Origin of the sequence: Pseudomonas sp. CM25, assembly GCF_013179705.1 — a bacterium.
In the GTDB taxonomy this organism is placed as follows: Bacteria; Pseudomonadota; Gammaproteobacteria; order Pseudomonadales; family Pseudomonadaceae; genus Aquipseudomonas.
Genome location: NZ_JABMCW010000263.1, coordinates 1 through 7,854 on the forward strand (window position 1 = coordinate 1; position 7,854 = coordinate 7,854).

Annotated in this window: 6 protein-coding genes and 4 tRNA genes; 4 read left to right on the forward strand and 6 right to left on the reverse strand. The window is 63.9% G+C overall.

The window, feature by feature from the left end; translation table 11 throughout:
* The coding region (locus HP546_RS22265; RefSeq protein WP_172229514.1) for a molybdopterin oxidoreductase family protein at window positions 1-2,225 on the reverse strand (2,225 nt) is incomplete at its 3' end.
* A 337-nt stretch (window positions 2,226-2,562) separates the two neighbouring features.
* On the opposite strand from HP546_RS22265, the gene map reads away from it, so the two are divergent.
* The gene (gene map, locus HP546_RS22270) at window positions 2,563-3,360 is read left to right on the forward strand and encodes a type I methionyl aminopeptidase (protein ID WP_172229516.1); all 798 of its coding nucleotides are present in this window, start codon (window positions 2,563-2,565) and stop codon (window positions 3,358-3,360) included.
* Between the two features lie 97 nt (window positions 3,361-3,457).
* Here the strand turns inward: map and HP546_RS22275 are convergent.
* The 4 genes from HP546_RS22275 to HP546_RS22290 form a co-directional block, all read right to left on the reverse strand.
* Window positions 3,458-3,534 (reverse strand) — tRNA-Asp (locus tag HP546_RS22275).
* Window positions 3,535-3,547: 13 nt separating this feature from the next.
* Window positions 3,548-3,623: transfer RNA gene (locus HP546_RS22280), tRNA-Val, on the reverse strand.
* 170 nt (window positions 3,624-3,793) lie between these two features.
* A tRNA-Asp gene (locus HP546_RS22285) sits at window positions 3,794-3,870 on the reverse strand.
* Between the two features lie 13 nt (window positions 3,871-3,883).
* Window positions 3,884-3,959 (reverse strand) — tRNA-Val (locus HP546_RS22290).
* A 216-nt stretch (window positions 3,960-4,175) separates the two neighbouring features.
* On the opposite strand from HP546_RS22290, the gene rdgC reads away from it, so the two are divergent.
* The 3 genes from rdgC (at window position 4,176) to sugE (ending at window position 6,705) form a co-directional block, all read left to right on the forward strand.
* Window positions 4,176-5,096 (forward strand): recombination-associated protein RdgC, encoded by a 921-nt coding sequence (gene rdgC, locus HP546_RS22295; RefSeq protein ID WP_172229518.1) that lies wholly within the window; start codon window positions 4,176-4,178, stop codon window positions 5,094-5,096.
* 186 nt (window positions 5,097-5,282) lie between these two features.
* Window positions 5,283-6,245: a bile acid:sodium symporter family protein gene (locus HP546_RS22300; protein WP_172229520.1), complete on the forward strand. Its 963-nt coding sequence runs from the start codon at window positions 5,283-5,285 to the stop codon at window positions 6,243-6,245.
* A 142-nt stretch (window positions 6,246-6,387) separates the two neighbouring features.
* Window positions 6,388-6,705, forward strand: coding sequence for a quaternary ammonium compound efflux SMR transporter SugE (sugE, locus tag HP546_RS22305; protein ID WP_172229522.1), 318 nt, complete (start codon window positions 6,388-6,390; stop codon window positions 6,703-6,705).
* Between the two features lie 9 nt (window positions 6,706-6,714).
* On the opposite strand, the gene HP546_RS22310 is transcribed toward sugE, so the two are convergent.
* A partial coding sequence (locus HP546_RS22310; RefSeq protein ID WP_172229524.1) for an MFS transporter occupies window positions 6,715-7,854 on the reverse strand: 1,140 nt, incomplete at its 5' end.

Sequence of the window (7,854 nt, forward strand, 5' to 3'; positions counted from 1 at the left end):
GACAGGGTGGCGGTCGGCATGCGGGCTGGCTCCGGAATGGCAGTGTTCAGGTCAAGGGCTTCGATACGCTCACCGGCGACCCGCTCAAGGGCCACGGCGCAGTGTTTGAGGGCGGGCTGCAACGACAGCGGGTCGACCGCATCGCAGGTGACGGCATTGATCGCCAGTTGCTCGCCGATCAGGTCGTTCCAGTGGAACGGCGCAAAACAGTTACCCGGCATCACCCGATCACTGATGCGCGCCGGCAGCACGGCTTGGCCACGCCGCGAGCGAATGGCCAGCTGGTCCTTGTCGGCGATGCCCAGGCGAGCGGCGTCGTCAGGGTGAATTTCGACGAAAGCCCCGGGCTCCAGCTTGTTCAGCGCCGGCACCTTGCCGGTCTTGGTCAGGGTGTGCCACTGGTGCTGCACGCGGCCGGTATTCAGCACCATGGGGTAGTCGGCATCCGGCAGCTCCGGCGCCGGCAGCCATGGCCGGGCGAAGAAGCGGGCCTTGCCGCTGGCGGTCGGAAAGGCCAGCGCCGGCCGTTGGCCCTCGGCGTCGTGCAGCATCGCCTGGCTGCTGCCGTCGTTGATATAGCGCAGCGGGCTGCGCTCAGCTTCACGCCCGGGGGCGCTGGGCCACTGACGCGGCTGTTGGCGGAGGTCGGCATAGCCGATACCGCGCAGGTCGTAGCCGGTTGCGGGATTGTGGAAACGGCGGATTTCCTCGTAAACCGCTTCGGCATCGGGGTAGTCGAAGGCCTCGGCATAGCCCATGGCGCAGGCGACGCGGGCGATGATCTGCCAGTCCGGCAGGCTCTGCCCGGGCGGCTCGACGGCGCGTGGCATCAGGGTCAGGTTGCGCTCGCTGTTGATCATCACGCCCTCGCCTTCTGCCCACAGCGCGGCCGGCAGCAGGATGTCGGCGTAACGGTTGGTTTCGGTGTCGAGGAAGGCATCCTGGGTAATGACCAGCTCGGCCTGGCGCAGGCCGTCGATGACCTGCTGACGGTTGGCGACGCTGGCCACCGGGTTGCTGCAGATGATCCAGCAGGCTTTCACTTCAGCCGTTTTCAGCTGTTCGAACAGCGCCACCGTGCCCTCGCCGCCCTCGCTGCGCAGGCTGCCGGGTGCCAACTGCCATTGCTGTTCGACGAAGGCGCGGTCGGCGGCCACCAGCGCCGAGCGCTGGCCTGGCAGGCCTGGGCCCATGTAGCCCATCTCGCGGCCGCCCATGGCATTGGGCTGGCCGGTCAGCGAGAACGGCCCGCTGCCGGGGCGGCAGATCGCGCCCGTGGCCAGGTGCAGGTTGCAGATAGCGTTGCTGTGCCAGGTGCCGTGAACGCTCTGGTTCAGGCCCATGGTCCAGCAGCTCATCCAGTTGTTGGCGCCACCGATCCATTCGGCGGCCTGGATGATGTCGGCCTCGGTCAGCCCGGTGATGGCGGCCACGCGCTCGGGGGTGTAGTCGTCGAGAAAGGCCGGCAGTTGGTCCCAGCCCTCGGTGTGGCGGGCGATGAAGTCGGGGTCGGTATGGCCATTGCGCTGCAGCAGGTACAGCAGGCCGTTGAGCAAGGCCATGTCGCTGCCGGGGCGCACCTGCAGGAACAGGTCGGCCTTGTCGGCGGTGGCACTGCGCCGTGGGTCGACCACGATCAGCTTCGCCCCGGCCTTGACCCGATCGAGCAGGCGCAGGAACAGGATCGGGTGGCAGTCGGCCATGTTGGCACCGATCACCAGGAACACATCGGCGTGCTCGAAGTCCTGATAGCTGCCGGGCGGGCCGTCGGCACCGAGCGACAGTTTGTAGCCGCTGCCCGCACTGGCCATGCACAGGCGCGAGTTGGACTCGATATGGCGGGTGCGGATAAATCCCTTGGCCAGTTTGTTGGCCAGGTACTGGGCCTCCAGCGACATCTGCCCGGACACGTACAGCGCCACTGCATCGGCGCCGTGCTGGTCGATGATGCCGCGCAGGCGTGCAGCGGTGGCGGCGATAGCCTGGTCCATGCCGGTGCGTATCGGCTGCTGGCTGCGTTGCTGGCGCACATAGGCGTCCGCCATGCGCCCGGCGGCGCTCAGCGGCACATGCGCGGTAAGGCCTTTGGTGCACAGGCGGCCGAAATTGCTGGGGTGCAGTTTGTCGCCGCTGATCTTGCCGACCTTGCCGTCGGCAACGCTCATGACGATGCCGCAACCGACGCCGCAATAGGGGCAGACGCTGCGTACTTCGCTATTGGCCATGGGCGGGCTCCTGTTCCGGGCGTGCAAAAAAGGCGCCGGTTGCCCCCGCCTTGCCTGGCAAGCGGGGACAACACGGCGCCTTTGTCGTGAAATGTTGTGGGCAGTCGACGTTGATAGCCCTGGATGCAGGTTGATCAGCAAATTACGGGCCAGCTGTGCCGGCCCTTTCGCGGGTGAATCGGATCGCCGCACCGCCGCTCCCACAGGGTTGACGCAAGGCCTGAGGGCGGTGATGTGCCTGTGGGAGCGAGTTCACCCGCGAAAGGGCCGGCCCAGGCAATGCACCAAGCGGTGGCAGCCTCGCACTCCCTGGCGCTATGCTGGGTCAATTTCCAGCATGAGCGCCTGCCCTCCCCCCATGTCCAAAGTGATTCTCAAGACCCCTGCCCAACTCGACCTGATGCGCCGTGCCGGCCAGCTGCTGGCCCAGGTGTTCGCCGAACTCGACGGTTTCATCCGCCCTGGTGTTACGACGATGCAAATCAATGACCGCGCTGAAGCGTTCATCGTCGACACGCTCAAGGCACGCCCGGCGAGCAAGGGCCAGTACGGGTTCCCCTACTCGCTCAATACCTCGGTGGACCACGTCGTCTGTCATGGCATCCCCAAGGCGGATGAAGTGCTGAAGGACGGCTCGATCATCAACGTCGACATCACCCTGGAACAGGGTGGCTACATCGCCGACTCATCGAAGATGTACTGTATCGGGCACATCAGCGATGAAGCGCAGCGGCTGGTCGACACCACCTACGACGCGTTGTGGAAAGGCATCGAACAGGTGCGCCCGGGGGCGACGCTCGGTGATATCGGCCATGCCGTGCAGCGCCATGCCGAAGCAGCGGGCTACAGCGTGGTGCGCGAATACTGCGGGCATGGCATTGGCCAGCAGATGCACGAAGGGCCGGAGGTGCTGCACATCGGCCAGCGCGGGATGGGCATGAAGCTCACGCCGGGCATGGTGTTCACCATCGAGCCGATGATCAACCAGGGCAGCCGCGGGACACGGACGTTGAAGGATGGCTGGACGGTGATTACCCGCGACAACAGCTTGTCGGCGCAGTGGGAGCATACCGTGGCGGTGACCGAGGATGGTTTTGAGGTGCTGACCTTGCGGGAAGAAGAGCGCCGTCGCTGACGGTGCTGCATTCCATGCGTTCAGTAACAAAAAAAGCGACCCGAAGGTCGCTTTCTTTGTTACTTCCGGGTGTTCAGTGGGCCCTGGAAGTGGAATATGGCGCAGCGGACGGGACTCGAACCCGCGACCCCCGGCGTGACAGGCCGGTATTCTAACCGACTGAACTACCGCTGCGCTATACATCGAGTGGTGGGTGATGACGGGATCGAACCGCCGACCCTCTGCTTGTAAGGCAGATGCTCTCCCGGCTGAGCTAATCACCCATGTCTCTCGGTGTGGCGCGCATTCTACGGGCGACTTTCCGCTCTGGCAAGCACTTATCGAAGTTTTTTCAAATATCGTACAAATGCCAAAATTCGCCCACAAAAAAAGCGACCCTAGGGTCGCTTTCTTTGTTACTTCCGGGTGTTCAGTGGGCCCTGGAAGTGGAATATGGCGCAGCGGACGGGACTCGAACCCGCGACCCCCGGCGTGACAGGCCGGTATTCTAACCGACTGAACTACCGCTGCGCTATACATCGAGTGGTGGGTGATGACGGGATCGAACCGCCGACCCTCTGCTTGTAAGGCAGATGCTCTCCCGGCTGAGCTAATCACCCTTCGTCTCGGTGTGGCGCGCATTCTACGGACGCACCTGTACCCTGGCAAGCACTTTTTAAACTTTTTTCAAAAAAAACCTCAGGCCTTTCAAAGACCTAGCGCTGCGGTGCAGTTGTTTTACCGATAAGCCACTGCTGGCCCTGTGACAGGGCTGGTCTCAGAGCAGCGCTCGGAGAATAATGCCCGCCTTATGCATTAAGGAGAGATTGCCCCTCATGTGGTTCAAGAACCTGCTGACCTACCGCCTGACCCAGGATGTCCCGTTCGAGGCTGAAGCGCTGGAAGCCGCCCTGGCCAGCAAGCCGGCCCGCCCCTGCGCCAGCCAGGAGCTGACCACCTATGGTTTCGTCGCGCCGTTCGGCAAAGGCGAAGACGCTCCCCTGGTGCATGTCAGCGGCGAGTACCTGCTGATCGCCGCGCGCAAGGAAGAACGCATCCTGCCGAGCAGCGTGGTCAACGACGCGGTCAAGGAAAAGGTCGAAGAGATCGAGACCGAGCAAATGCGCAAGGTCTATAAAAAGGAGCGTGACCAGATCAAGGACGAGATCATCCAGGCGTTCCTGCCGCGCGCGTTCATCCGCCGCTCGATGATCTTCGCCGCAATTGCCCCGCGCCTGGGCGTGATCCTGGTCAACTCGGCCAGCGCCAAGCGTGCCGAAGACCTGCTGTCGACACTGCGTGAAGTGATGGGCTCGCTGCCGGTGCGCCCGGCGACAGTGAAAATTGCACCGGCTGCCACCATGACCGACTGGGTCAAGTCGCAGCAGGCCGCCGAAGGCTTCTATGTGCTGGACGAATGCGAGCTGCGCGACACCGCCGAAGACGGCGGCATCGTGCGCTGCAAGCGCCAGGATCTGACCAGCGAGGAAATCCAGCTGCACCTGAGCACCGGCAAGGTGGTGACCCAGTTGGCCCTGGCCTGGCAGGACAAGCTGTCGTTCGTCCTGGACGACAAGATGGTGATCAAGCGCCTGAAGTTCGAGGAGCTGCTGCAAGAGCAGGCCGAGCAGGACGGCGGTGACGAGGCGGCCCAGCAGTTCGATGCCAGCTTCCAGCTGATGATGATGACCTTTGCCGAGTTCCTGCCGGTGCTGTTCGAGGCACTGGGTGGTGAAGAGATTCCGCAAGGGGTCTGATGTGTCTTGAAATGCCAGTGCAGGCCTGAAAGCCATTTTTGTCTGCACCGGCCCTATCGCCGGCAAGCCAGCGCCCACAGGTACGCCACAGTTTTCAGAATCTGTCGCCTACCTGTGGGAGCTGGCTTGTCGGCGACAGGGCCGTGGAATTTCACAAAGCAATAAATAGAAAAGGAATTGCCCCCCATGCGCGCCCTCGCCGCCCTCAGCCGCTTCGTCGGCAACACCTTCGCCCTGTGGGTGCTGGTGTTCGCCGTGCTGGCCTTCCTGCAACCGCAATGGTTCATCGCCCTCAAGGTGGCCATCGTGCCGCTGCTGGGGCTGGTGATGTTCGGCATGGGCCTCACCCTCAAGCTCGACGACTTCGCCGCCCTCGCCCGCCAGCCCTGGCGGGTAATGCTGGGTGTGGTCGCACACTTCGTGATCATGCCGGGCATGGCCTGGCTGCTGTGCCAGCTGTTCCACCTGCCGGCGGAAATCGCCGTAGGCGTGATCCTGGTCGGCTGCTGCCCAAGCGGCACGGCGTCGAATGTGATGGTGTGGCTGTCCAAGGGCGACCTGGCGCTGGCCGTGGCGATCGCTGCAGTCACCACCCTGCTCGCCCCGCTGCTGACCCCGGCGCTGATCTGGTTCCTGGCCTCGGCCTGGTTGCCGGTGTCCTTCATGGACATGTTCTGGTCGATCCTGCAGCTGGTGATGCTGCCCATCGTGCTCGGCGTGCTGGCCCAGCGTTTGCTCGGTGCCCGGGTGCAGGCAGCGGTACAGGTGCTGCCGCTGGTATCGGTGGTGAGCATCGTGATGATCGTGTGCGCGGTGGTAGCAGCCAGCCAGGCGAAGATAGCCGAGTCGGGGCTGCTGATCATGGCGGTGGTGATGCTGCACAACAGCTTCGGTTATCTGCTCGGGTACCTGACCGGCAAGGTGTGCAAGCTGCCTCTGGCCCAGCGCAAATCGCTGGCGCTGGAGGTGGGCATGCAGAACTCCGGGCTGGGCGCAGCATTGGCTGCGGCGCACTTCTCGCCGCTGGCGGCCGTGCCCAGTGCTTTGTTCAGCGTCTGGCACAATATTTCCGGGGCGCTGCTTTCGACCTGGTTTCGGCGGATGGAGGATCCGGATGCCGCTGAAGGCGGTGAGCCGGCAAGGCATTGAGGGTGCCTGTACCGGCCTCTTCGCGGGCTTGCCCTGAGACCCGCAGGTGTGCACCATGGTGCTCACTGTGAGGACGACCTCGCGACGCACCGCGTGACCATTCCGGGGACGGCCCCATCATTTGCAACGATGGAGACGCACCATGTCCTGGATCATCCTGTTCTTCGCCGGCCTGTTCGAGGTCGGCTGGGCCGTCGGCCTGAAATACACCGACGGTTTCAGCAAGCCACTGCCCACCGTACTCACCGTCGCCGCCATGGCTGTCAGCCTGGGCCTGCTGGGCCTGGCCATGAAAGAGCTGCCGCTGGGCACTGCCTATGCCATCTGGACCGGCGTTGGCGCGGTTGGCACGGTAGTCGCCGGCATCATCCTGTTTGGCGAGTCGATGGCCCTGATACGGCTGGCCAGCGTGGCGCTGATCATCATCGGCCTGGTAGGCCTGAAAGTCAGCGCCAGCTGACCCCCTCCCCTAGCGCAGGTCACCTCGCAAACGGCTGACCTGCTCGCGCAACACGTCGGGCTGCGCCGCCTCCACCGGGATCGCGGCGCCGGCCACGATGGTCACCCGCGACCACAGCCGCTTGAAAAAGCCCTTGGCCGGGTCGCGGCTGAAGAAGCTGCCCCACAAACCCTGCAACGCCAGCGGAATCACCGGCACCGGGGTTTCTTCGAGGATGCGGTTGACGCCGCCCTTGAACACGTCGATCTCGCCATCACCGGTCAGCTTGCCCTCGGGGAAGATGCACACCAGTTCGCCATCGGCCAGGTACTCGGCAATACGCGCAAACGCCCGCTCGTAGATGGTCGGGTCTTCGTTGCGCCCGGCAATCGGAATGGCGCCTGCGGTGCGAAAGACGAAGTTGAGCACCGGCAGGTTGTAGATCTTGTAGTACATCACGAAGCGGATCGGCCGGCGGATTGCCCCGCCCAGCAGCAGTGCATCGACGAACGACACATGGTTGCACACCAGCAACGCTGCGCCCTGGTCGGGGATGCGCTCGAGGTCACGGTGCTGCACGCGGTACATCGAATGGCTGAGCAGCCAGATCAGGAAGCGCATGGTGAACTCGGGCACGATCCTGAAGATATAGGCGTTAACCGCGATATTGAGCAGCGACACCACCAGGAACAGCTGCGGAATACTCAGCTCGGCCACGCCCAGCAGCACGATGGTGAGCAGCGCCGACACCACCATGAACAGGGCATTGAGGATATTGTTGGCGGCGATCACCCGCGCGCGCTGGTCTTCGGCAGTGCGCGCCTGGATCAGCGCGTAAAGCGGCACGATATAGAAACCGCCGAACACACCAAGGCCAACGATGGAAAGCAGAATCCACCAGGCCTCGCGCATGCCCAGCAGCGCCAGCCAGTCATGCGGCGTCGCTGCCGCCGGCACATCGCCGGAATGCCACCACCACAGCAGGCCGAACAGGGTCAGGCCGAACGAGCCGAACGGTACCAGGCCGATTTCCACCTTGCGCCCACTAAGCCGTTCGCACAGCAGCGAGCCCAGCGCGATGCCCACCGAAAACAGTGTCAGCACCAGGGTCACGACCGTACCGTCACCGTGCAGCCAGTCCTTGGCGTAGGCCGGGATCTGCGTGAGGTA